Origin of the sequence: Acidilobus sp. (assembly GCF_049973875.1) — an archaeon.
In the GTDB taxonomy this organism is placed as follows: Archaea; Thermoproteota; Thermoprotei_A; order Sulfolobales; family Acidilobaceae; genus Acidilobus.
The window spans coordinates 22,247-43,717 of sequence record NZ_JBMFJI010000007.1; the positions used below are offsets into that span (position 1 = coordinate 22,247).

Annotated in this window: 27 protein-coding genes and 1 tRNA gene; 11 read left to right on the forward strand and 17 right to left on the reverse strand. The window is 60.6% G+C overall.

What is annotated here, in order from left to right; all coding sequences use genetic code 11:
- Positions 1 to 65 precede the first annotated feature (65 nt).
- A tRNA-Asp gene (locus ACP5H1_RS03925) sits at positions 66 to 143 on the forward strand.
- A 15-nt stretch (positions 144 to 158) separates the two neighbouring features.
- Here ACP5H1_RS03925 and ACP5H1_RS03930 read toward each other — a convergent pair.
- Genes ACP5H1_RS03930 through ACP5H1_RS03950 form a run of 5 tightly spaced genes read right to left on the reverse strand, consistent with a single transcriptional unit; the run spans position 159 to position 3,941 of the window.
- On the reverse strand, positions 159 to 1,148 hold the full coding sequence (locus ACP5H1_RS03930; protein WP_427971959.1) for an NAD(P)-dependent oxidoreductase: 990 nt from the start codon (positions 1,146 to 1,148) through the stop codon (positions 159 to 161).
- A gap of 53 nt (positions 1,149 to 1,201) precedes the next feature.
- Entirely contained in the window at positions 1,202 to 1,795 is a 594-nt protein-coding gene (locus ACP5H1_RS03935) for a KH domain-containing protein (protein WP_427971960.1), read from the reverse strand.
- Positions 1,777 to 2,559: a serine protein kinase RIO gene (locus ACP5H1_RS03940; RefSeq protein WP_427971963.1), complete on the reverse strand. Its 783-nt coding sequence runs from the start codon at positions 2,557 to 2,559 to the stop codon at positions 1,777 to 1,779. Before ACP5H1_RS03940 ends, ACP5H1_RS03935 begins: the two co-directional genes overlap by 19 nt.
- Entirely contained in the window at positions 2,556 to 2,888 is a 333-nt protein-coding gene (locus ACP5H1_RS03945; protein ID WP_427972094.1) for a translation initiation factor IF-1A, read from the reverse strand. The genes ACP5H1_RS03940 and ACP5H1_RS03945 overlap by 4 nt, the downstream gene beginning before the upstream one ends.
- Before the next feature lie 6 nt (positions 2,889 to 2,894).
- Entirely contained in the window at positions 2,895 to 3,941 is a 1,047-nt protein-coding gene (locus ACP5H1_RS03950) for an NMD3-related protein (RefSeq protein WP_427971966.1), read from the reverse strand.
- A gap of 68 nt (positions 3,942 to 4,009) precedes the next feature.
- Here ACP5H1_RS03950 and ACP5H1_RS03955 point away from each other — a divergent pair, with 68 nt between their 5' ends.
- Entirely contained in the window at positions 4,010 to 4,864 is an 855-nt protein-coding gene (locus ACP5H1_RS03955; RefSeq protein ID WP_427971968.1) for an NAD(P)-dependent oxidoreductase, read from the forward strand.
- Between the two features lie 144 nt (positions 4,865 to 5,008).
- Here the strand turns inward: ACP5H1_RS03955 and ACP5H1_RS03960 are convergent, their stop codons facing one another.
- From ACP5H1_RS03960 to tmk, 4 genes are all read right to left on the reverse strand, one after another.
- Positions 5,009 to 5,461: a hypothetical protein gene (locus ACP5H1_RS03960; RefSeq protein ID WP_427971971.1), complete on the reverse strand. Its 453-nt coding sequence runs from the start codon at positions 5,459 to 5,461 to the stop codon at positions 5,009 to 5,011.
- Positions 5,454 to 6,230 carry a DsbA family protein gene (locus ACP5H1_RS03965; RefSeq protein ID WP_427971974.1) on the reverse strand — a complete coding sequence of 259 codons (777 nt, stop codon included), beginning with the start codon at positions 6,228 to 6,230 and terminating at the stop codon, positions 5,454 to 5,456. The genes ACP5H1_RS03960 and ACP5H1_RS03965 overlap by 8 nt, the downstream gene beginning before the upstream one ends.
- Positions 6,231 to 6,292: 62 nt before the next feature.
- Positions 6,293 to 6,610, reverse strand: coding sequence for a transcriptional regulator (locus tag ACP5H1_RS03970; protein ID WP_427971976.1), 318 nt, complete (start codon positions 6,608 to 6,610; stop codon positions 6,293 to 6,295).
- A 61-nt stretch (positions 6,611 to 6,671) separates the two neighbouring features.
- Positions 6,672 to 7,316: a dTMP kinase gene (tmk, locus tag ACP5H1_RS03975; RefSeq protein WP_427971978.1), complete on the reverse strand. Its 645-nt coding sequence runs from the start codon at positions 7,314 to 7,316 to the stop codon at positions 6,672 to 6,674.
- Positions 7,317 to 7,447: 131 nt separating this feature from the next.
- On the opposite strand from tmk, the gene ACP5H1_RS03980 reads away from it, so the two are divergent.
- On the forward strand, positions 7,448 to 8,653 hold the full coding sequence (locus ACP5H1_RS03980; RefSeq protein WP_427971980.1) for an NRAMP family divalent metal transporter: 1,206 nt from the start codon (positions 7,448 to 7,450) through the stop codon (positions 8,651 to 8,653).
- Between the two features lie 40 nt (positions 8,654 to 8,693).
- Positions 8,694 to 11,102, forward strand: coding sequence for a DNA-directed DNA polymerase (locus ACP5H1_RS03985; protein ID WP_427971983.1), 2,409 nt, complete (start codon positions 8,694 to 8,696; stop codon positions 11,100 to 11,102).
- A gap of 33 nt (positions 11,103 to 11,135) precedes the next feature.
- Here the strand turns inward: ACP5H1_RS03985 and dnaG are convergent, their stop codons facing one another.
- Together dnaG and ACP5H1_RS03995 are read right to left on the reverse strand one after the other, a co-directional pair.
- Positions 11,136 to 12,455 carry a DNA primase DnaG gene (gene dnaG / locus ACP5H1_RS03990; RefSeq protein WP_427971985.1) on the reverse strand — a complete coding sequence of 440 codons (1,320 nt, stop codon included), beginning with the start codon at positions 12,453 to 12,455 and terminating at the stop codon, positions 11,136 to 11,138.
- Positions 12,456 to 12,603: 148 nt separating this feature from the next.
- Positions 12,604 to 13,152, reverse strand: a complete 549-nt coding sequence (locus tag ACP5H1_RS03995) for a hypothetical protein (RefSeq protein WP_427971987.1) — start codon at positions 13,150 to 13,152, stop codon at positions 12,604 to 12,606.
- Positions 13,153 to 13,242: 90 nt separating this feature from the next.
- Between ACP5H1_RS03995 and ACP5H1_RS04000 the strand changes: the two genes are divergently transcribed.
- Genes ACP5H1_RS04000 through ACP5H1_RS04025 form a run of 6 tightly spaced genes read left to right on the forward strand, consistent with a single transcriptional unit; the run spans position 13,243 to position 17,471 of the window.
- A complete protein-coding gene (locus tag ACP5H1_RS04000) occupies positions 13,243 to 13,800 on the forward strand; it encodes a DUF1616 domain-containing protein (protein WP_427971990.1) in 558 nt (185 codons plus the stop codon).
- Between the two features lie 46 nt (positions 13,801 to 13,846).
- Positions 13,847 to 14,179, forward strand: a complete 333-nt coding sequence (locus ACP5H1_RS04005) for a hypothetical protein (protein WP_427971993.1) — start codon at positions 13,847 to 13,849, stop codon at positions 14,177 to 14,179.
- Entirely contained in the window at positions 14,164 to 14,535 is a 372-nt protein-coding gene (locus ACP5H1_RS04010; RefSeq protein WP_427971996.1) for a hypothetical protein, read from the forward strand. Before ACP5H1_RS04005 ends, ACP5H1_RS04010 begins: the two co-directional genes overlap by 16 nt.
- A gap of 5 nt (positions 14,536 to 14,540) precedes the next feature.
- Positions 14,541 to 14,783, forward strand: coding sequence for a hypothetical protein (locus ACP5H1_RS04015; RefSeq protein WP_427971999.1), 243 nt, complete (start codon positions 14,541 to 14,543; stop codon positions 14,781 to 14,783).
- Positions 14,773 to 16,554, forward strand: coding sequence for a DUF4129 domain-containing protein (locus tag ACP5H1_RS04020; RefSeq protein ID WP_427972001.1), 1,782 nt, complete (start codon positions 14,773 to 14,775; stop codon positions 16,552 to 16,554). The genes ACP5H1_RS04015 and ACP5H1_RS04020 overlap by 11 nt, the downstream gene beginning before the upstream one ends.
- The gene (locus ACP5H1_RS04025) at positions 16,551 to 17,471 is read left to right on the forward strand and encodes a DUF4350 domain-containing protein (protein WP_427972003.1); all 921 of its coding nucleotides are present in this window, start codon (positions 16,551 to 16,553) and stop codon (positions 17,469 to 17,471) included. Before ACP5H1_RS04020 ends, ACP5H1_RS04025 begins: the two co-directional genes overlap by 4 nt.
- Here the strand turns inward: ACP5H1_RS04025 and ACP5H1_RS04030 are convergent.
- The 4 genes from ACP5H1_RS04030 to ACP5H1_RS04045 all read right to left on the reverse strand — a co-directional run bounded on the left by ACP5H1_RS04030 (position 17,439) and on the right by ACP5H1_RS04045 (position 18,851).
- The gene (locus tag ACP5H1_RS04030; protein ID WP_427972006.1) at positions 17,439 to 17,717 is read right to left on the reverse strand and encodes a hypothetical protein; all 279 of its coding nucleotides are present in this window, start codon (positions 17,715 to 17,717) and stop codon (positions 17,439 to 17,441) included. The two genes, ACP5H1_RS04025 and ACP5H1_RS04030, sit on opposite strands and share 33 nt — an antisense overlap.
- 60 nt (positions 17,718 to 17,777) lie before the next feature.
- Positions 17,778 to 17,963 (reverse strand): winged helix-turn-helix domain-containing protein, encoded by a 186-nt coding sequence (locus ACP5H1_RS04035; protein ID WP_427972008.1) that lies wholly within the window; start codon positions 17,961 to 17,963, stop codon positions 17,778 to 17,780.
- 172 nt (positions 17,964 to 18,135) lie between these two features.
- The gene (locus tag ACP5H1_RS04040) at positions 18,136 to 18,633 is read right to left on the reverse strand and encodes a hypothetical protein (RefSeq protein WP_427972011.1); all 498 of its coding nucleotides are present in this window, start codon (positions 18,631 to 18,633) and stop codon (positions 18,136 to 18,138) included.
- Entirely contained in the window at positions 18,585 to 18,851 is a 267-nt protein-coding gene (locus ACP5H1_RS04045; protein WP_427972013.1) for a hypothetical protein, read from the reverse strand. The genes ACP5H1_RS04040 and ACP5H1_RS04045 overlap by 49 nt, the downstream gene beginning before the upstream one ends.
- 174 nt (positions 18,852 to 19,025) lie before the next feature.
- Between ACP5H1_RS04045 and ACP5H1_RS04050 the strand changes: the two genes are divergently transcribed.
- Positions 19,026 to 19,604 carry an O-methyltransferase gene (locus tag ACP5H1_RS04050; protein WP_427972014.1) on the forward strand — a complete coding sequence of 193 codons (579 nt, stop codon included), beginning with the start codon at positions 19,026 to 19,028 and terminating at the stop codon, positions 19,602 to 19,604.
- On the opposite strand, the gene ACP5H1_RS04055 is transcribed toward ACP5H1_RS04050, so the two are convergent.
- A complete protein-coding gene (locus tag ACP5H1_RS04055; RefSeq protein WP_427972016.1) occupies positions 19,601 to 20,242 on the reverse strand; it encodes a LysE family transporter in 642 nt (213 codons plus the stop codon). The two genes, ACP5H1_RS04050 and ACP5H1_RS04055, sit on opposite strands and share 4 nt — an antisense overlap.
- A gap of 108 nt (positions 20,243 to 20,350) precedes the next feature.
- Entirely contained in the window at positions 20,351 to 21,445 is a 1,095-nt protein-coding gene (gene nagA, locus ACP5H1_RS04060) for an N-acetylglucosamine-6-phosphate deacetylase (protein ID WP_427972018.1), read from the reverse strand.
- Positions 21,446 to 21,471 lie beyond the last annotated feature (26 nt).

Sequence of the window (21,471 nt, forward strand, 5' to 3'; positions counted from 1 at the left end):
GAAGCCCAGGCAGAGTTCACGCAAAAAGGTTAATAGCCCCTAGCATGGGCTATATGCGATGGCACGCCGCGGTAGTACAGCCCGGCATAGTATGCGGGCCTGTCAAGCCCGTGACCCGGGTTCAAATCCCGGCCGCGGCGCCACGGCGCGCCGCTCGCTTACCTCCTTCCCAGCAGCCTGAACAGCCTGTCCTCCTCCCTGGCCATGTCTGAGCCCCTGGCGGCGTCCCACAGGGCGTTGAACTTCGGCCTGCCCGCGAGCTGCTCAAGGGCCCACTCCCTGGCGAAGTCCCCAAGCCATATCTGGGACGCCTCGTCCTCAACAACCCGCCTAATCATGTCATAGAATTTGAAGGCCCTGCTCAGCTGCCCGTACTGGCTTGTCGTGGAGTGAAGCCTCAGCTGCTCAAAGGCGCCAAGGCTCGCCATCCTCGAGGCAACCTCAGCCATCTCCCCCGAGGCGTACAGCTCGAGCAGCACGGCCTCAGGCGGCACCCCGTACCTCTCCGTGGCCACGTCGAAGAACGCCATGAAGCTGGCCAATATCAGGGGCCAGTTGGTGTGCTCGTCAAGGAGGTCTATGAAGGCCTCCTGCTTGAACGTCACCTTAACCCCAATGCCCCCTGGCCTCCCGATGGCCCCTACGCCAGCCGCTATCGCGGCCGCGTAGTCCCACGCCCTGCCGCTGTGGTCGTTTGCGACCCCTATCAGCACCGGGTAGCCCATGCCCTTGGAGTGAAGCTCCAGGATGCCGGCCCCTATCATCCTGGGGGCCACCATGACCACGTCATACCTGTCGGGGGGCCTTATGAGGCCGAAGGCTACGTTGTAGCCGCTGGCGAAGTCTATCACGGCGTCCCTGTCCCCCACGGCCTTAACCACGTCGTTAAACACGGAGGGTTGGACCTCGTCGGGGAGGAGCATCATTATTACGTCAGCCCTTGAGGCTGCCTCGGGTATGTCGTAGACCCTGAAGCCGTCCCTCTCGGCCCTCCTCCTGTACTCGTCGTTAACGTTGCCAACTATTACCTCAAGTCCGCTGTCCCTGAGTACCTTGGCCTGCGCCTCGCCCTGGTTGCCGTAGCCGAGGACCGCTATCACCTTGCCCTTCAGGAGCGACACGTCCCCTGAGAGGACAATCGAGGACAAGTCCTTTTCCCAGTGGGGTGGGGCGCGCCTAGAAATAAATTGGTTATCACATTTTACTTGTACCAGAGCTCCGTGGACTCCCTCCTCTTGAGCTCCCTCATCATGGCCTCGAGCCTCCTGTAGACTGTGCCGTGCATCTTGCCCTCTACGAGCATCTCAATCCCATGCCTTGCTATCATGGCCCTCTCGTAGTCGCCAATTATGCCGACCAGCCCCCTGCCGTCGTTAACTGCTATCTTGACGCCCGCTATCTCCTCTATGGCCCTCTTGGCTCTCCCGCTCTCCCCTATTATCCTGCCCAGCACCCTCCTCACGTGGTTCTCCTTGTCCTCCAGGGCGGAGGCCACGTCAACCACTACTAATATAACGTCGTCGTCAAATAGCTCCGTAACGTCAGACTGCTGGAATCCTATGACCAGTGCCCTGACTATGTCCTTCGCCTTGAGCACGTTGGCTGAGCCCTGGGGCGTCAGGGGCTCCACTATTACTGCGGAGTTTTGCTCGTCAACGCTTATGGAGACCCCGAGCCTCTCCCTGACCTGCTTGGATATCCCACCTATGACCTCCTTAACCCTCCCCAGCTCCTCGGGCGGCACGGGCTCGTAGGCCCTGGCCTGGGGCTGGGGCCTCAGCTCGCTTCCAGGCATTGCTCTAAGGACCTCCTGAGGCTCTCCTCCTTCTCGCTCACGTCCAGCCTGTGAGAGAAGAAGCTAAAGACGTTACTCAGGTCCCTCTCAAGGAGCTCCCTTGACTTGGGGTGGTCGAGGCTCACCGCCTGGGCCACGTCAATTATCCAGGGCCTCCCCTCCCATATCATTATGTTGTACTCGCTCAGGTCCCCGTGGACCAGCCTGGCCTTACACACCATCCTCTCTATGTCATCTACCAACAAGTTGAACATCCTCTCCACGTCCTCGTCCTCGAGCTCCCTCCAGGCCTCGACCAGCAGGGGGGCCCTGAGGCCGTTCTCGCCGAGGAACCTCATGACTAGCACGTTGCCCGAGACGGCCACCGGGGTGGGTACGCTGACGCCGGCCTTAGCCATGTCCTCAAGGTTGCCGTACTCCTTCCTGGCCCAGAGGTAGACGAGGTCCCTGAACTTGGACGGCACGGAGGGGAACCTGGGGTCGCCAGCTATGTAGTTCTTTATGCTCTTCCTGAACTCGGCAGAGGAGGTGAGGTATATCTTGACCGCCAGGTCCTCGCCCCTCCACCCCTTGGCCCAGTAAACCCTGGCCTCCTTGCCAGCGCTTACGGCCCCCTTGAGCTCCTTGAACGCCTTCATCGAGTTCCTGAGCCTGTAAACGTGGTAGTTTGTGAAGGAGTCGAAGACCTCCTCCACGGTCTTTATTACGTCCTCGTCCTTTACCTTGCTCTCCTCCCTGTCAATCCTTATCCTGTGCGGGCTCAAGTGGCGCCCTCACCACTCATGAGGTCGAGGAGGTCCTTCGGCACGAGGCCCTTCTTGGTGAGCTCCTTGGACTCCGACTCGCTGTACCTGTAGACCAGCTCCCCCTTGTTGTCCGGGGTGCCCCAGGGCAGGAAGAGCACCAGGTCGCCCTCGTGTATCCACACCCTCCTCCTCATCTTGCCCGGTATCATGGCCCTGTACCTGTTGCCGTCAGCGCACATTATCTCCACGAAGTTACCTCCGAGTATCCTCTCGGTCACGCAGAGCATGGTCCCCTCCTCATCGTTTGGAAGAGGGGTCTCTCCCTTGCCCTGCTTCCTCTTCTCCACCAAGCGCTACTCTTCCCTCCTCACGAGGTAGATGCGCCTCCTGGATAAATAAACTAAGAAGTGGTCGCCTTCATTTACAGTTTCTGTGAAGGCCTCCACCTGGTCGGAGGGCACCTCTATGGAGCCCTCGTCGCCGACAAGCACGTACCTGTTGCCCTGCCTGCTGAGCAGCATCATCCTCTCCAGGTTCTGGCCCTCGTAGAGCTTGAAGCCCTGGTCCCACAGCTCATCAGGGGTCATGACAGCCCTCTTGCCCGTCTCAAGGTTTATCAGCAGCAGGCCGTTCTGGCTGTCCCCCATGTAGAAGTAGGGCGTTCCGTCCACTTCAAGCACGTCCCCCGGGGACACAGTGGCCAGCCTCACGGAGACGTAGAGCTTCAGCCTGTCGCCCCTCCCCTTGTAGGTCTCTATGACCTTGGCGTTGAACTCAGATCTGAGCCTCGTCGCGAGCACCCTGGCGGCCGAGTGCTCCCTGACGTACACGTCGAGGCCCTCCTTGCGCTCCTCAACCTTGACTATGTCGTCACCTATCGAGGCCACTATCCTCTGCACCCTTTCGCTCAAGTGCTTGACCTTGCTGATGGATCTTGGGTATGACCTCAGCTGCACCACAGCCGTGTAGCCCTCGCCCGTCTTCCTTGAGGAGCACACGGGGCACAGGGTCGGCTTAAGCATCACCTTGACGACCGCTGTCCCCTTAACTTTGACGTCACCATAGCTTCCCTCTAGGTCAACGTAGGCGGTCGCCGTGCCCCCCTGCAGCTCCAGCCTCACGCCGTCTATGCCTACGCTCTCCAGGGGCTCCACGGGCTTAACCTTGTTGGCAAGGTACGCCTCCAAGTAGTCAGTGAGCGACTCCTCCAGGCTCTGGTACGGGTCAGACCACCTGCCCGAGGTCCTGTGGGCGTGGCAGGACGTGCAGTACGTTACCTCCACCTGCTCCGGCAGCCTCGCGATGCCGTACTTCTTAACGAAGCAGTCCTTGCAGAGGCTGCCTATGAACTCCACCTCCCTGCTGCTCCTGCCGCACATGGGACAGATCCTTTCAGGCAAGGCTGTGCTTCCGACCTCCCTGCGCAGGCAGAAATAGTCCCCTGAAGCTAAATACTTCGGTGGCTTAGGTGAAGGTCGCGGTCTTAGGGGCCGGCCTCATGGGCTCAGCCATGGCCATGAGGCTCAGCTCCCAGGGCTTCCAGGTGCACGTGTGGGACAGGACCAGGGAGAAGGCGGAGGACCTTGCCAAGCGGGCAGGGGGCCAGGCCTTCGGCTCCCCGTGGAGGGCCGTGGAGGCCGCTGACGCGGCCATAGCCTTCCTCTCTGACGACAACGCGATGATATCGGTTGCCACTGACATGAGGAGGGCCGACGGCCTCCTCTTCATAAACTCCTCTACCATAACACCTAACACCAGCAGGGCGCTGGCAGAGCACTTCGCAGGGCTTGGCATATGTTACGTCGAGGCCCCCGTCGTCGGCGGGGCCAACGACCTGGAGAGGGGGAGCGCCCTCTTCCTTGTGGCAGGGGACCAGGGCTGCGTCAGGCTCTCAAGGGGCGTCCTCAGCGCCGCCGGGGAGCTGATGGAGGTGGGCGGCGGCCCGGGCTCAGCCATGGCGCTTAAGCTCGCCTACAACTCTGTGCTGATAACGACCATGTCGTCGCTTGCCGAGGCAATATCCCTCGCCGAGGCCTACGGCGTTGGCCCTGAGAAGCTGAAGGAAGTTATGAGGAGAACCGCCTTCGCGGGGGTGGCCGAGAAGTACATAGACAGGATGCTCTCGGGCTCGCAGCTTCACTTCAGGCTCTCGCTGGCGGCCAAGGACCTCGAATACGCCAGCAGGGCTTCGTTTGACGTCGGGCTGCCGGCGGCCGTGACTTCGGCGGCTGCTAGGCTTTACAAGAGCGCTGAGGCCCACGGGATGGGGGACCTGGACTACACCGGGATAATAGAGTTCGTGAGGCCCAAGAGGCCCTCATAGCCTTGGATTCCATCCTCACCGCTCAGCAGCGGTCCACCCAATCATCGGGCCACGGAGCACCTTGCACTCGGGGCTCAAATTCTCTGCCGGCGAGGAGCCCCGTCGCCGCAGGCCAAGGGGGCTGGGACCGCTTTCGACCCGCGATCAGCCGAGCAGCAGCTGAAGCCTGAAGGAGTTCAGGTCCTGAAGCGACGAGGGGTCGCAGTTCGCCTCCTTAACGTTGCCCAGGCTCAGGCCGAGCCTCGAGGCCACGCCCTCAAGCCTTGAGGGGTCGCCCGAGACTACCACGATGATGCTGCCCCCCTTCGACAGGCTCAGGGCCTCAGAGAGCTGCCTCGACCTGGTGGCATACAGGAGGGCCTGTAGGTGCTGCTTCCTTAGCCTCACCCTGCCCTGGTCCGCGTCCTCCCTGGAGTAGGCCAGGTAGAGGGCCGCCTCGCATGGGTCGGGCCTCCTGGCGAGCCTCAGGACCAACGCCTTGAGGCCCTGCTCCGTTGACGCCCTCTCGAGCTCGTTGTCATCCACGTGGCCCTCGCAGATCGCCACCAGGTACCTCCCCCAGGGGACCCTGACCTCGCTGAGGTCACAGTCAGCCAAGCCCGGGCACCTGCAGGCCAAGCCTCTCCGTGAGGTTGCCCTCTATATACAGGGGCTGCTCCAGGCCGACCTCATAGTACACGGGCGCGCCGGCCCCGTTAAAGGCAAGCAGGGCCGGCGCGGCGCTTATGTTGTGCGACAGAAGTAAGTTCGCAACTCCCTCGACCGCCGGGTACCAGGCCTCCGACTCCTGTTGGGTTACGTTGTAGCCCAGGGCGTCGGCCATGTATATTAGGGTGTAGTTGGTAGGTATGACGAGCTGGTCAGTCTCGTGGTTCAGGTACAGCTCTATGTTCCTCGTGTAGTAGGCGTAGTTGGCGTCAAGCAGCTTTACGAATGCCACAGGACCGTAGAGGTGATACACCTCGTAGAGAATTTCTAGCATCTGGACAGAGTACTCGTGTATCGGAAGCCCGAGAAATATCACCCTGGCCTGGCTGGTGTTCTCAGAGACGTAGTAGAGGAATGGCAGGGTGGCGTTGAGCTCAAGGGAGCAGTAGGGGCACTCGGGGTCGTAGACCACAACTATGACCTTTGACGAGTTGAGGGGGCCCAGCGATATTATCCAGCTGGAGTTCAGGGACTCTGTGTCGCTCAGCGTCAGGGGACCCGACGACGTTGTAGTTGACGAGCTTACCTGGGAGGCCTTTGGAGCGCCGCTGTGAAACTGCGACTGCCTGATCACGTAAGCGGCCCCGGCCACCGCGGCCACTGCTATAACAATTATGACTATGGCTTCAGCCCTGCTCAAGGACTCCCTGCCCTTCAAAACACCACCCAGGGGCTCCTAGCGGCTGACGCTAATAAAACTCCTTGAATGATCTTTTTTGATTAAGAATGCTCGCCGTTCTTGCCGCTGCCCGAGCTGGAGGACGAGCTCCCCTGCTGCGAGGTCAGGCTCTTGAGCTCGCTCTCTAGCTCCTTCTCTATCTCCTCTATGGGCTTAGGCGGAGGGGTCGTGACGAGCGTGTAGCCTATCCACGCGAGTATTGCGAGCACCACTATGACTATTATTGAGTCCGTGAGCTTCAGCAGGAACGACGCGGCCATGCTGGAGAGCGGCGGGTACCACATGGCAACGTTGTATATTATTATTATGAAAACAGAGATTATCAGCAGCGCCGCGCCGGTGACCTTATCCCTGGCCATATACTTTCACCGTCCAGTGGATCTGCTATTTGTCTAAGTTTTAAGCGTTTCCCAGCACGCCTTACCTTAATGTCTTAAGGAACCTGAGGGCCTCCCCCAGGACTAGTGAGGAGAACTCGTCTACGCTGAGGGGCCTGTCGTCCTTTACCTGGCTCAGCCTGACCACGGCCACGCCCCTGGCCTCGGCCTGGGCCAGGACCTTGTAAAACTCCTCCTTGGCCCTCCTGAGGAACCCCTCGACCTCGTAGCCCTCCCTCCTCTGCCTCTTGGCCACCCTGGACAGGGCAACCTCAACGGGGACATCTATGAATATCAGGAGGTCAGCCTCCGGGGCGAAGCTGTTCACCTCCCAGAGCCAGTCCGGGTCGGCGCCGGAGGCCCCCTGGTACGCTATGGAGCTGTACTTGTACCTGTCCATAACAACCACGTAGCCCCGCTCCAGCGCCCCCATGACGCCCCCCGGCAGGGAGGGGTCGCAGCAGAGGTGCCACGACCTGTCGGCGGCGAAGAGCAGCGCCGCGAGCCTCGGCTCAGGCCTCCCCTGGGCCAGGAGCTGCCTTATGACCTGCCCCACGGGGCCCTCGGTGGGCTCCTTAGTATATATTGTCCTGTAGCCCATCGATGAGAGCCTCTGGGCCAGCAGCCTCGCGTGCGTTGTTATGCCGCTGCCATCTATCCCCTCAAGGGCCACTATGGCGCCCTTCAAGGCCTGACCAGTTGACAGCTGGAGGGCCTTAATTTACCGCTTACTTCGGATAACCGATATTAGTTAAATAACCTTAAAAATTAGGCACACTTAAAAAAGCCTCAGGTCAACTAAAAAGCCTAGAGCTGAAGATGGACGTCGGCAGGCTGAGCAGGGAGTTAAAGGACTCACTTAGGACGTTCGGGCCAGCGTGGCTTGTAATGATGGCAGACGTTGACGTGGCCTCTATAGTCACCGGCTTCCAGGTCGGGGCGGCCTGGGGCTACATAATGGTCAGCGTCATGCTGGCGCTAACGGTGCCCCTCTTTGTAATTCAGGACGCCGCGGGCACCCTTGGGACGGTCTCAGGCATGGGGCTGGGCACGGCCATAAAGAGGCTCTACGGCCGAAGGACGGCCCAGCTGGCGTCAATCCCCATGGCGGTCGCCGACATCATGGAGTACGTGGCGGAGTACGCAGGGATCGCGGTTGGCCTTAAGCTCCTGGGCCTCCCCGTCCTCCCCGGCCTGCTGGCGGTCTTTGCGATACACGTGGCAGTGGCATGGAGCGGCAGGTACAGGCACGCCGAGTCCTTCCTGCTTCCGATTAGCTTCCTGCTGGTTGCGGCGCTGCTCTACACGGCCCTAGTCACGAGGCCTGACCCAGGTAGGATCGGCAACGCCCTGCTCAGCCCCTGGCCCCTCTGGAGGCCAGGCTTTGACTACATGTTAGCCGCCAGCGTGGGCTCCGTGATAATGCCGTGGATGCTCTTCTTCCACTCAGGCGCTGACGTCAGGAAGGGGCTTAGGCCTGAGGAGCTGAGGCCGGAGAGGCTTGAGACCCTGGTCGGCGCCATCGTGTCAGAGCTCCTCATGGTTGCCACTGTCTTCGTTGGCATATTCCTGGGCAACAGGGCTGGGGCCGCGCTTGACGCCAACGCCTTGGCCAGCGCCCTGGAGCCCCTGGGCCTGGCGAGCAGGTACATAATGGGCGTCGGCTTCATGGCCTCGGGCTTCCTGGCCCTGGTAGTCATATCCCTCGGCTCCGCCTGGGGCTTCCTCGAGGCAGTCGACTTTAAGAGGGGAACCCTGGCCTACAGGCTGACCTACGTGCTTGAGAGCGCCCCAGCGCTCGTGATAGTGGCCCTCTCGCTGAGCGACCTCGTCAACCTGATACTCGACCTCATGGCGGCCTTCACTATAATACTGGCGCCACTGCTCTACATGCTTGGCAGGATAGCCTCCAGGGAGGACATCATGGGGAGCGCCAGGCTCAGGGGCGCGAGGGCGGTCGCCTACTGGGTCATGTCAGCCCTCGTCGTGGCCTCAGGGCTTATAGCGATAGCCGCGTCGCTCTGAAGAGCAAGGGCTTAAGCCTTCGGTCGCCCCTGTTAGCCTGGTGCAGCTGGTGGCCGAGAGGCTGACGTTTCAGCTCCTTGACGTGAGCTACTCGGTAGAGGGCGGGAGGCCTGTAATAGAGATCTGGGCCAGGGACGTCAAGGGCAGGAGGCTCCTGCTCCTGGACGATACCTTCAGGCCTTACTTCTACGTACTGCCTCAGGACGGCGCTAACCTGGACAAGCTTGCCGAGGAGCTGAGGAGGCTCTCGAGGCCCAGGAGCCCCGTGACCTCCGTTGAGAAGGTCGACATGAAGTACTTTGGAAGGCCCGTGACCGCGCTCAAGGTGACGACGCTCATACCTGAGAGCGTGAGGGAGTACCGCGACCTCGCCGCCAAGCTCCCGGGGGTAGCTGAGGTCCTTGAGGCCGACGTGAGGTTCTCCATGAGGTACCTGATAGACCTGAACCTGTACCCGATGAGGTGGTACGTCGCCGACGCGGAGCCCATCAGCAGGAGCGACATAATTGCGGACGGCGCTTACAGGCTAGCAGGCAGGCCGTCAGAGGAGCCCTCCATGGCCGACGTCGACCCGCTCGACGGCCTCAGGATAATGGCGTTTGACATCGAGGCATACAACCCGCAGGGCTCGCCCAACCCCTCAAAGGACCCGGTCATTATCATAGGGGTGGCCTTTAACGACGGCGAGAGGCTGCAGCTCGAGGCCGCGGGGCACTCCGACAAGGAGCTCATACAGAAGTTCGTCGACGTCGTAAGGAGGAAGGACCCAGACATAATAGTTGGCTACAACCAGAACTCCTTCGACTGGCCCTACCTCCTGGAGAGGGCCAAGGTAAACGGCGTCAAGCTTGAGGTGGGCAGGAAGAGGGGCGCCGAGCCCAACCCCAGCGTCTTCGGGCACATCTCCTTGCAAGGGAGGCTTAACGTCGACCTCTATAACTTCGCTGAGGAGATAGAGGAGGTCAAGGTCAAGACCCTTGACGAGGTCGCGGACTACCTTGGCGTTATGCCTAAGGACAAGAGGGTCAACGTCGACTGGTGGAGGATAGCCGAGTACTGGGACGACCCGGAGAAGAGGAAGACCCTGCTAGCATACAACATGGACGACGTGACGTCAACCCTTGGCCTCGCCTACCAGTTCCTGCCCTTCGGGGCGCAGCTGAGCCAGATAAGCGGCCTGCCCCTTGACCAGGTGGCCGCCGCCAGCGTGGCCTTCAGGCTTGAGATGAGGTTCATGAGGGAGGCCAGGAAGCTGGGGGAGCTGGTGCCCAACAGGGCCGAGGAGGAGACCAGGGAGCTAGAGACGTACACGGGCGCCATCGTGCTAGAGCCCAAGCCGGGGATTCACCACAACGTGGCAGTCCTTGACTTTGCCAGCATGTACCCGAGCATAATGGTTAAGTACAACGTCGGCCCTGACACCCTGCTCAAGGAGGGGGAGGCCTGCGAGAGGGTAAACGAGGCGCCCGGGGTCAGGCACAGGTTCTGCGCCGACAGGGACGCGTTCTTCAAGAGGGTCCTGGAGAGGTTCCTGAAGTGGAGGGCTGAGGTCAAGGCGGCCATGAAGAAGTACCCCGAGGGGAGCCCGCAGTACAGGCTCCTCAACGAGAGGCAGAGGGCCATAAAGGTGCTCGCCAACGCCAGCTACGGCTACATGGGCTGGGCAGGGGCAAGGTGGTACTGTAGGCAGTGCGCCGAGTCCGTGACCGCGTGGGGCAGGGACCTCATCACCAGGGCCGCCTCCCTGGCCAGGTCCCTCGGGCTCAAGGTCTACTACGGCGACACGGACAGCCTCTTCGTTGAGAACGACCCGGAGAAGGTTGAGAAGGTCATAGAGGGCATAACCAAGGGCCTTGAGTTTGACATAAAGATAGACAAGGTTTACAGCAGGGTCTTCTTCACTGAGGCAAAGAAGAGGTACGCGGGCCTCACGCCGGAGGGCAAGATAGACATAGTTGGCTTTGAGGCCGTCAGGGGCGACTGGAGCGACCTGGCCAAGGACACCCAGGCCAAGGTGGCGGAGATAGTTCTCAGGAGCGACGACGTGAGGAAGGCCGTGGACTACGTGAGGCAGGTCATAAATGACCTCAGGAACGGCAAGGTGGAGGTGGAGAAGCTCATAATATGGAAGACCCTGACCAAGAGCGTTGACAAGTACGAGGCCGAGGCGCCGCACGTGTACGTGGCTAAGATGATGGAGAAGCTGGGCTTCAAGGTCGACGTCGGCTCAAAGATAGGCTACGTAATTGTTAAGGGCGACGGGCCGCTGAGCAGGAGGGCCAGGCCCTACTTCCTGGTGAAGCCGCAGGACATAGATGTTAACTACTACATAGACAAGCAGATAGTGCCGGCTGCCCTCAGGATACTCAGCTTCTTTGGCATCAGCGAGAGGGAGCTCAAGGCGGGCGGCAGGCAGGCCTCGCTCTTCGACTACATAAACAAGAAGTAAGCGGCAAAAAGAAAGAGGGGGAGGGGCCCTGGCTCACATGATGTCGCTGAAAGTCATGAAGACCACGTCGCCCTTCCTCGACGACACCTTGCTCCCTATCCTGGCCCCTATGAGCAGGGCCACGCCCTTCTCGGAGGCGGCGTCGATGAGCCTCTGCGTTATTATCCCGTCAAAGACCACGGCGTAGACCTTGCCTGGCTCCACCTGCTGTATCCAGTTGAACAGGTCCTTAACCTTGAGCCTGGCGACCTCGTTCCACGACCTGTCGTAGGCGACCGCCTCCAGGGTCCCCTTGAGCTCCTTCATGCTGTCGAGGACCTGCTTGGGCATTATCAGCGACGTGACGCCGGCCTGCTGCTGTTGGGCTACCTCAGCCTGTTGTGGCTGAGCCCCCTGAGCCGCTGCCTGGGCCTCAGCCTGGGGCTGCTGAGGAGGCTGGGCCGCGGGGGGCTGGACAACAGCCTGCTGCTCCTGCTGGGCCGCCGCCTCAGCGGGTGGCTGAGGCTGCTGGACCTGCTGGGCAGCCTGGGCTGGAGCCATGCCGAGCTGCTTCATAATCTCCTCGGCTGGCACCATCTGGGCCAGGGCCCTGGCCACCTCCTTCCCCGTCAGCTGCTCCACTTCCATGCCCTTAGGGGCCCTGGCCACGTAGTCGACGTGCATCTGGCTCAGCACGGTCCTCATTATCATCTCTCCGCCTCTGTCGCCGTCAACGAACAGTATGACCTTCTTGCCCTTGGCCAGGTCAATTATGGTCTTGGGCACCCTCTCCTTGGCTCCCCCTATGGCTATGGTGTTGGTGTAGCCGTAGCGGCCCAGGTTTATTACGTCGGCCCTGCCCTCGACTATTATTATGGTGTCCGACTTCTCAACGTCCGGCCCGGCCGGGAGCTTGTCCTCGCCGTACTCTATTACCTTGGGCTGCGCCTCTATCTTCTGCGTGACCTCCCTTATGATCTCCTTTATGTCCGGCTCCTGCTCCTTGACTGTCTGCAGCAGCTCCCTGGCCCTCTGCACTATCCACTTCAGCTTCTCAGCCCTCAGGTCCTCTATGGACTCCACCGTTATCCTGGCGGTGTATGGGCCTACCTTGTCCACGGTCTCTATCATGGCTGCAAGCAGGACGGTCTCGACCCTGTCAAGGTTGCTGGGTATCTGTATCTCGCCCACGGTCTTGGTGCCCTGGTACTTCAGGTCTATGTGAACCCTGCCTATCTTATCCTTGTTCTGGAGCTCCTCTAGGTTGAACTCAGAGCCCAGGAGCCCCTCCGTCTGCCCGAAGACCGCACCTATTATGTCGTGCTTCTCCACCCTTCCGTCGACTTCAAATGACGCCCTTATGAGGTACTTCAACACCTCGCGTCACACCTCTTCTCTCCTAAGAGGGCTGTGGCTTGGCTACCCTCTTGCCTCAAGGGGTATGTGGGGGCGCAGGATAAAAGCCCTTTAATAAGGTCTCCAGGGCTTGACCTAAGCCGTGCTGCCATGAAGGGATATAGCGCTAAGGCTTCGTCCCCGCGCCTCCCTGCGCGAGGGTCTTTGATAGCTGTTCTATCATCTCCTCCTCCGTTAAGGGCCTCTCGACCCTCTCGCCCCTGGCCGCCCTCTCAGCCCTCTCCGGGAACGTGAAGACTATGTTGTTCAGGTCCCTCTCGGTGAGCAGGCCCTCGTACCTCTCCGTGTAGATCACCTTTGAGCCGTCGCTCAGCATTAACATTGTCGTAGGCGACGCCCTCACGTTGTACTCTATGAATGTCATGGCCCCCCTGGCCGAGGTGCACTGCTGCGTGAACCAGTCGCAGAGCACCACGTAAAGCCCGAAGCCCCTGAGCCTATCTAGGTTTGACTCAACGAACGGGTACCAGTGCAGGTCGTACCTCCTGCAGACGGGGCACAGGGTGTTGTCAAAGTAGACGAGGGAGTACCTCTCCTTGGGGACGAGCGGCGAGGCCGACTCCTCCATCATGACCCAGTAGCCGCTGCTGAAGTCAAAGTAGTAGACGCCGTCCGTGGACTCCCTGCCGAGTCTCTTGGCCTTTATGGGCTCCATGGCTCCCCTGAAGCAGGTGGGTCCTTAATCGAAGTAAAACGCTTTACGTTAAGGTATTAAGCGCGCCCAAGCCCTCTGCCCTGGGCAGAGTTGAGCGAGGAGGCCATAAGGAGGGCCGTCAGGGAGGGGGGAGGCTCGCTTTACGTCTGGGAGATAGCCAGCTCCATGGGCTACAGTGAGGAGGTCGCCAGGGCCCTGTGGTCCATGAGGGAGTCAGGCGAAATAGACCTCAGGGGCGAGGGCAGGGGCTTTGCAGCTTACATGCTGAGCCCCGCCTCTTGGTGGGCCTGGCTGGCCCTCCTGGGGGTGGCCCTTGGCGTTATAGCTGCCCTCCTCGTGCCCCACTCGCCCGTGCAGCTTGAGTTCATAAAGGTAGCCATGGGCGCGCCTTCCCTCTTCTATATACCCGGCCTGGCCCTCGTGAGGGCCCTGTACCCCGAGTGGAAGTGGAAGGGATTCGACGAGGCAGCCCTGGCCATAGCCATGAGCCTGTCCATGCTGCCCCTCATAGGGATAACCCTGGTCACCGTAGGCGTAGACCTGACGGTCAACACTACGTTAATTTCTGTGGACGGCCTCTCCGTAGCGCTGATACTAATAGCAGCGGCCAGGAGGGCCAGCTACGAGGAGTCCCTGAGGAGGGGCTGACGTGCATTTTAATAATGGCGTTAGCAGCCCTCCACTGGGGCTCTGTGTGGCCATCAGGGAGCTGGGCTACGCCACCACGGCCTTCGCCGCGGCGCTGGGGCTTATAGCATACTTCTCGCTGGGCTACAGGCCCCTGGCGTTCTCCATGGTAGGCTTCGCCATCGCTGGCCTGAGCGCTATAGCTATCGGCGACTCGCCGAGGCCGCAGCCGCCGCAGCTCAGGTCCATGCTCTCAGCGCTGGGCGTTAACATAGAAGCGCTTCTCGAGGAGGCCGACGCCAGGGGGAGGGCCGTAGTGATGCCCCCGTTGGGGGGAGGTGCGCGGCCTTCATACCCCTCAGCGAGGACGCGGACCCCGAGGCCGTGGCCAGGGCCTTAAGAAGCGCGCCGCAGGGCCTGTTCCCGTCGCCTGCAGGGCAGAGGGGGGTGCTAGCCTTCCTGCCCTCGCCGTTCCCGCTGAGCTCCACTGACATGGAGTCTGCCCTCAGGGAGGTGGTTGTGGAGAGGTCCGAGATGGCCAGGGCCATTAGGCTTGAGGAGAGGGATGGCGTGATTAGGCTTGAGGCCGTGGACCCCGTCATAGACTACTTGCCCAGGCTGAACAGGGCAGGAACCCTTCCGCTTCTGCTTGGGGCCGCGGCCGTGGCCTCCCTTAAGGGAGTTCCAGTTGCGGTCGTCGACTCCTACAGGACGCAGGACGGCTGGGCCGTTGAGCTCAAGCTTCTGGGGGCCTGATAGCAGTGGACAGAAGCGAGGCGTTCCTGATATATGTCTTCTTCATAACTGCTGCCATAGGGCTTGCCTTGGTAACTGGGGGCGAAAAGTCGCTGGGCGTCTACCTGGGGCTCTACTCCCTAAGCTATTTACCTGCGGCCTGGTACGCCAAGCCCAGAGGGTACAGGCACGTGATGGCCATAGCTGTCGTCGTGACAGCTGCATTCATACTTTACAGTGCCCTCAAGGTGGTAGGACTTGTACCTTAAGCAGGCCTTAGCGCTTGCTGTTGCCCTGGCGATAGTAGGGAGCATAATAGTGGCCTCTATCGGTTACTATTCATGGGAGAGGTCTAGGCTTGTCCAGGGCTTTAACCAGGTTAAGCTGCCCCAGCTTCAGTATTACATAGCGCCCCTTGCCGTCATCTCAGAAGAGTTCATAAGTAACCTCTCCTCAGCTTCAACGCCGTCACAGGTGGAGTCAACTATCGAAACGGCCTACAGAGAGCTGGCGTCAGTTCCCCAGCTCACGCCCCTGCTTAATCAGATCGCGGAGGCTACCAACTTAACCAGGGAGGGAGGAGGCTACTACCTGCTGTCTCAGAGCTACTATAGTAAGGGCGACTATGCGCTAGCCGCATACTACGCAAACTTGTCCCTTCAGTACTTGGCCAGGGCGAATGCCACCATCTATTCACTCATGTCGTACATCTACGTGGAGCAGGCCGAGCTGGGCCCCCAGGTATACCAAGGCGCCATGCACCTGGTCCAGAGAGCCTTAGGCGTGACGGGCCTCTTCACGGAGGAGGACTACCTTGAACTTAAGATAATACGGCTTTCCGTGGCCAGAAAAGTTAATGGCCTCGTAACGGTAAGCCTCAGGGCCCCAGGCCACTACGAGCTGGGCCAGAAGTTCTATGTAAACGGTACAGTTCTCGTGAACGGGTCCTCGCCGCTCGGCAACGTGCCAGTGGAGGTGGGGGTAGGCGATACCAGCGTGCTAGTCATGTCAAATTCCTCGGGCTACTTCAGCGTCGAGCTACAGCCTGTGTACAATGCCTCTGGCGTCGAGTGCGTCTACGCCAGGGCGATCTCAACTGAAGCCCTGATAATAAACAGGAGCTTAACATCGTATGTGTGCGGGCAGCTCAGCTTCGTTCCGACGCACCTTAACGTCACTGTGAGCCCATCCATAGTAATGCCCGGTCAGACCATTTCTGTTCACATAAGGTACTCCAACGTCACGTGCAGCCCCAGCTACACGATTACCATAGGCGCCCTGAGCCTCGGGGGCGTTATAAGTAATGGCACTGCGGCCGCTAACTTAACAGTGCCTCCGGGGCTCTCAGGCTACAATAACGTCACAGTAACGGCTTCTCCTTACGGCAGCTGCGGCCCCTCGTCGGCCACGGCGGAGGTCTATGTATACAGGCCGCCCGATAGGCCAAGCAAGCTAACTGCGTGGGCGCTCTCCCCGGGCCTGCTGGTCATCTCCGGAACATCGCCGGCGCCCTCAAGGCTGAGCGTAAGCCTTGAGAATCACACGGCGCAAGCCGCAGTGCCCAGGGGCGCTTTTATCGTAGTGCTCCCGCTGCCGCAGCCACAGCTCACCTACACGGCTGACATAGCCATGTACCCGGTTAACGCTACCTTCTCCCCCTACTCTCAAACAATAAGGTTACTTGCGGTACCCGCGGAGGTCCCCATAGCGGCCGCGGCGGCCCTGCTTTACGTGTCGTACAGGCGTCGCAGGCTCCCACGGCTGGGCCTGCCCAGATGGCCTGCCCCTGCAGGCGCGCTTAGCGACGCCTGGGACCTCCTGGCAAGAATGGGCAACAGGCTCGGCGTGCCAGTGCTGCCGTCAACTACCGTCAGGGAGCTTAGCAACATGATAGCCTCAAGGAGGAGGGAGCTGGCGGATAAGCTCTCAGCGCTCGCGGACCTCATGGAGAGGGTGGCCTACGGCGGGCTAAGGGATGAGGCCGCCATTAACAGAATTAGGAGGCTAGTTGACGAGCTGAGGAGGTCTGAGGGCCTGTGAAGCACAGGCTGCCGCTGGGTTACATGGCCCTCGGCCTTGTCCTGGCAGCCGTGGTGGGGCTGGCCATAGGGGCCTCGTGGGGGCAGCAGCCTGGGTCATCGCTGGCCCGCGTCGTTAACCTGGTCCCTGCCCCCCAGCCGGGCAGCCTCTTCAGCGGCAGGGCAAACGTTGCGATAGTTGTGGACCCCGAGCTTAAGCCCACAGCAGGCGAGGCCTCCTCGCTCAGGGAGTTCCTAAGCATGGGCGGGAAGGTCGTAGTGATAGGCTCGGGCGCCGGCGTCAACGAGCTCCTCAGATCCTTGAACTCCAGCATAACCGTCGCTGATGGAGTAATAGTTAACCCCTCAATTAACTCTGGAACCCCGCTGGCGCCGCTGGCCGCCTTCAGGAACCTCACGGTGGTGCTCTTCAACGCCTCACCCCTTGAGCTTGGCCCTGGGGCCCAGCCCCTCATGGAGTCGCCCCCGAACTCAAGCGTCCTTGTTAACGGCACGCTGAGTGGAGACAGATCCTACGTGGTTGCGGCCTACCAGCAGGTTGGAGCCGGGGAGCTGATAGTTATCTCTGACCCCTACATAGCCTCAGGCGAGCTCCTCTCCCAGGCCGACAACTCCAACGCTCTGAAGCTCCTTATTAACAGCACGGACGCCTACCTTGTCGAGTTCCTCTGGCTGAGACCCCCACTGCAGGTGTTCGCCCAGGAGGCCCTCTACTTCGTCCGCTCGTTGAAGGGCCAGGCCCTCGTAGCCCTGCTCCTCACTGCAGTCGTCGTCCTTTACCCTGCCAGGTCGGCGGCCAGGGAGGCCGAGGACGAGGTGAAGGCCCTGCTCGCGCTCCACCCGGACTGGGACGAGGAGAAGCTTAAGGACATAGCTAAGGGGAGGTCACTCCCTGACGGCCAGAGTGATAAGGGTTAGCCCGACCACCTCCAGAGCCGTTATCACCAGCATAGGCACCGCCACGTCGGCGGAGAACCTCCTGGCAAGGTAGAGCGACAGGGCTATGGTGACCAGCATCTGAGCCGTGAACACGCCAACGGCCGCTGTCAGCTTCCTCCCTATGGAGGTTCTCCTGACGCCCGAGCCGTAGTAAAATGAGAACACGTAGGCAGCCAGCGCAAGGCCAACTACCGAGACCGCTATCTCAAGGCTCCAGAATGACATGAGGGTCATCGCCACCTGAGCCTCCCCTCCTTGACCATTTCCTTAACCCTTCCCAGGGACTCAAGCATGTCCTTCAATTAGGTAGTAGAGCTGCCCGTACCTGGGGCCCTCCGTCATGACCAGGCCGGACTCCACAAGGAGCTCCAGGTGGTGCCTGACGGTCCTGTAGTTGACGCCCAGGGCCTCAGCTATCTGGTTCGCGTTGGCCGGCCCCTTGGCGAGCAGCTCCACGATCCTCAGCCTCATCTCCCCTTGAGCCGATGAAGAGCCACCAGAGCAGGTGGTCCTTGTCTCGAAAGCTGAGGCCCCTCTCAGGCATTCATAGGTTTCCCAGGAGGTCATACGTAAGCCTGAGTAAATAAGCGGATTGAACAAAAAAGGTCCAGCTTTTATGTTTAGGCAGGCCAAGCTGGGCCCCTCAGCCCTGGTACTGGCCTGGCGAGTAGTCTGGGGCCACGTCAGATATCGACAGCGGGTGCACTATCCAGTACTCGTTGACTATCTGCCACTGCATGGCGGTCGCGTTGTAGTTGTAATAGAGTATCTCGGTCACGTTCAGCACCAGCTCAACGGGATGCGGGTTGGACGCCGTCGGGTACGGGAACACCACGAACTGCAGCGAGGCCTTCACCATGGCCATGTCACCCTTGACCTGCACCGTCGGCAGCACGAGGGCGTACCAGACAACGTACTCGTACATGTTGTCGAACCTTGTCCAGGTGGCGTTAATGGCTGAGATTCCTGTGTACACGCCGCTCAGGGGGCCTCCTACCCAGTCGAGCGTTGCATTGGGCGCGTACTCAGCTATCACGAGCGGGGCGCTCTCTATCGCTATGTCGTTCCAGTGACTCATGGCTGCGGCCAGAACTACGTCAGCCTGCTGGTTCTTGTACATGCTCTCAAGGGCTGAGTACATGTTCTGCAGCGAGGAGTACTCGCCCTTGAGTGAGGAGTAGCTGCGCTGAGGGTTGTGTAGCTCGTGTTTAGGCTGGAGTAGCTGCCCTTGAGTGAGGAGTAGCTCGACTTTAGACTTGAGTACTTCGAGGCAAGCGATGAGTACATGACGCCCAGGGCACCGGCGACTACCACTAGCACGATGACCAGCACCGAGAGGCCCACTAGCTTTACGTCCACGTTCTCGCCTCAAGGAGTTTAGGCTAGGTTAAAATTAAAATCACCTTTCCAAAATTATGTGCAATTCGTGTGCAAATCCTAAGCCTCTCCATTACGTTTTAAATTAGAAAATATTTTGTTTCAAAAGGAGTTACCTTAAATTAGTAATGCCCCACTGAGCCCTGGGGTAACTGCTTGAGGGAGAGCGACTTCAGGGACCTGGAGCTGAAGCTCAGGCTGGACTCGGACTCAGCCGGCGTCAGCAGGATAGACTTTGATGACGGCCTCGTAATCTACTCCGCCCTCTTCACTCACCTGAGCGGGGCCTCTGGAGCCAAGGTCCTTGACCTGGGCTCGGCCATGGGGTACTCGACGCTCTGGATATCTAAGGCCCTCGAGGACTCGTGCTCAGGCGAGTGCGACGTCGTCGCCGTCGAGCTAAGGGGCGACAGGGTCAAGGCTGCCCAGGAGTTCTTCAGGGACATCAAGCTCGAGAAGGTCAAGGTGTCGTTTATTGAGGGCAACGCGGTCAACGTGCTTGAGGGAGTCGATGATGAGAGCATAGACACGGCCTTTGTTGATGTCCACGTGAGCCTCTACCCCAGGGTCGCCGAGCTCATGCTTAGGAAGCTCAAGAGGGGAGGCCTCGTCATGTTCCACAACGCCATAAGGCCCCCGCCCCCGGCCGAGACCTTCCAGCAGCTCAGCGGCGCGGGCTGGAGGTACGCTGTAGTGCCCACGCTGGAGGGGGTCCTGATAGCTAGGAGGCCCTAGGCGAGGGCCATCAGTGCATAGGCCCCAGCGGCCAGCATGACGGCTGAGAGGGCCAGAAGGAGGAGGCCGTACCTCCTGACCGAGAGCCTCCTGCCCTGGTGGCCGAGGCCCGAGAGGAGGGTGAGCCAGGCGTAGTCCATCCACACGTGGCTCGGGTACATTATTGAGTACCCCACCACGAGGCCCATCGTGGACGCCGCCTCCACGAGCACAAGCCCTACCGTGAGCCACCACAGGAGGAAGAAGGGGTTAAGGGCCGTGAGTGCGAGACCCGTGACGTATGGCGTTGAGGCAAGCGATGCCCTCACCTCAGGGTCCCCGCCCCTGAGCATCCTCAAGCCGTCAGTAGCCGTGGCCACGGAGAAGTAAACTATGAAGGCCCCGAGCACCGCTCCAAGGGCGTACCTAACTATGCTGAGGCTGAGGGCCCACCTGAGCTCGTAGGCGGCCAGGCCTATCGCAACCACGAAGGGCAGCTCAAAGGTCATGTGGCCCGCGGCCATCTTAACTCCCGCCCTCCAGGATTGCCTGGCGCCGTTGGCCACCGCCGCGGCAGAAAGGGGCCCAGGTGAAAGCGCTCCGCTTGCGGACAGGGCCACGGTCAGAGCTATGAGCTGGAGCACCTGCAGCTCTAGCACCCCCGTTCGTGGGAAAGAGTTCGCTATATAACCCTGCGTCTTAAAGGCTCCCACAGACCGTCTCGCCGTCAACTACGGAGGCCACCACCTTCAGCTCCTTGTCAAGGATCACCAAGTCCCCCTCATGCCAGTCCTCAGCTCCCCGACACCTTCCTTTAAGTGTGCTCCTATTGACATAGCTGGGTTCTGGGTGGCCGCCCCCACGGCATCTGCGATGTTAATCCCAACCCTGTAGAGGTTGGCCATATCGGTCTCCAGCGTGGAGGCGCTCCCGGCCAACGTGTTAGAGCCCCTGATCCAGGCGGCCCCGCCCCTCGAGACCACGCTGAGGCCCCAGAACGAGTACTCGCCCTCGGGCAGCCCGGCCGCCGGCGTGGCGTCTGAGACTAGGACCAGCCTGCGAGGTCCGATAGCCCTGTAGGCAAGGAGTATCGCCTCAGGGGAGACGTGGACCAGGTCCCCTATTAGCTCAACGTAGGCGTCGCTGAGCAGCGCGGCCCCCACAGTGCCCGGCTCCCTGTGGTGGAAGGGCCTCATGGCGTCAAAGAGGTGCGTGAACTTGGTGGCCCCGGCCCTGAGGGCCTCCATGGCCTGAGAGAAAGTTGCGTCTGTGTGGCCCAGCTGGACCGTGACCCCGCTGGACGACAGCAGCCTTATAGCGTCGATGGCCCCTGGCAGCTCAGGCGCTATGGTGACCTCCCTTATCACGCCCCTGCACGAGGCGAGCAGCTCCCTAAGCTCCCCGAGGTCCGGGGCCCTGAGGTTCTCGGCCAGGTGGGCGCCGCGCCTCCCAGGGCTTATGTAGGACCCCTCGAGGTGAAGCCCCAGGGCCCTGGCCGCGCCCCTCGGCCTGGAGTCCATGAAGCTGATTAGGGCCGCGCACGCCCTCTTTATGTCATCGGGCGGAAGACTGACGGTGGTAGGCACAAAGGAGGTCACGCCCCTGCAGGCGAGGAACTTGGCCATCCCCTCCAGGTCCCTTGACTTCAGGCTCATGACGTCGTAGCCGCCCGCGCCGTGTATGTGTACATCAACAAGGCCTGGGGCCACCAGGTGACCCCTCACGTTGATGTCGTCAGGCCCCTGCTCCGCTGGCTCAGGACCGATGCCCGTCACCACCCCGTCGACTATCCTTACGAAGCCCTCAGGTATGACCTCGTGCGGGGTTAATATTACTGCGTGCCTCAGGGTCAAGCTGCCCATGGATCTAGCCCCCTTTATAGCTCCCA